This window comes from Microbacterium sp. GbtcB4 (assembly GCF_019091465.1).
Taxonomy (GTDB): Bacteria; Actinomycetota; Actinomycetes; order Actinomycetales; family Microbacteriaceae; genus Microbacterium; species Microbacterium paraoxydans.
The window spans coordinates 1-234 of the sequence record NZ_JAGXJJ010000612.1; the positions used below are offsets into that span (position 1 = coordinate 1).

Consider the following 234-nt stretch of genomic DNA (forward strand, 5'->3'; position numbering starts at 1 on the left):
ATCGCGGAGGCGTCCTCGGCGGCTGAGCCGTCCACGGGGATCTCCACGATCGCGCGGCGGTGCGGGTCGGTCGAGGGGTCTTCCCTGACCGCCAACAGCCGGCCGCTCTGCACGCGCAGTCCGCCGTACGAAGGGCCGGCGGCGGTGGGGGGACTCGGCTCGGCATCTCGATCCATTCGGTGCACGCGCTGGTCGGCGCCGGGGGCGAAGTACAGGGTGTTGCCATCGGCGGTC

The 234-nt window shown here is 73.1% G+C and carries 1 pseudogene; it reads right to left on the bottom strand.

The window, feature by feature from the left end:
- A pseudogene (locus KVS71_RS19000) lies at nt 1-234 on the bottom strand (S9 family peptidase); the annotation flags it as partial.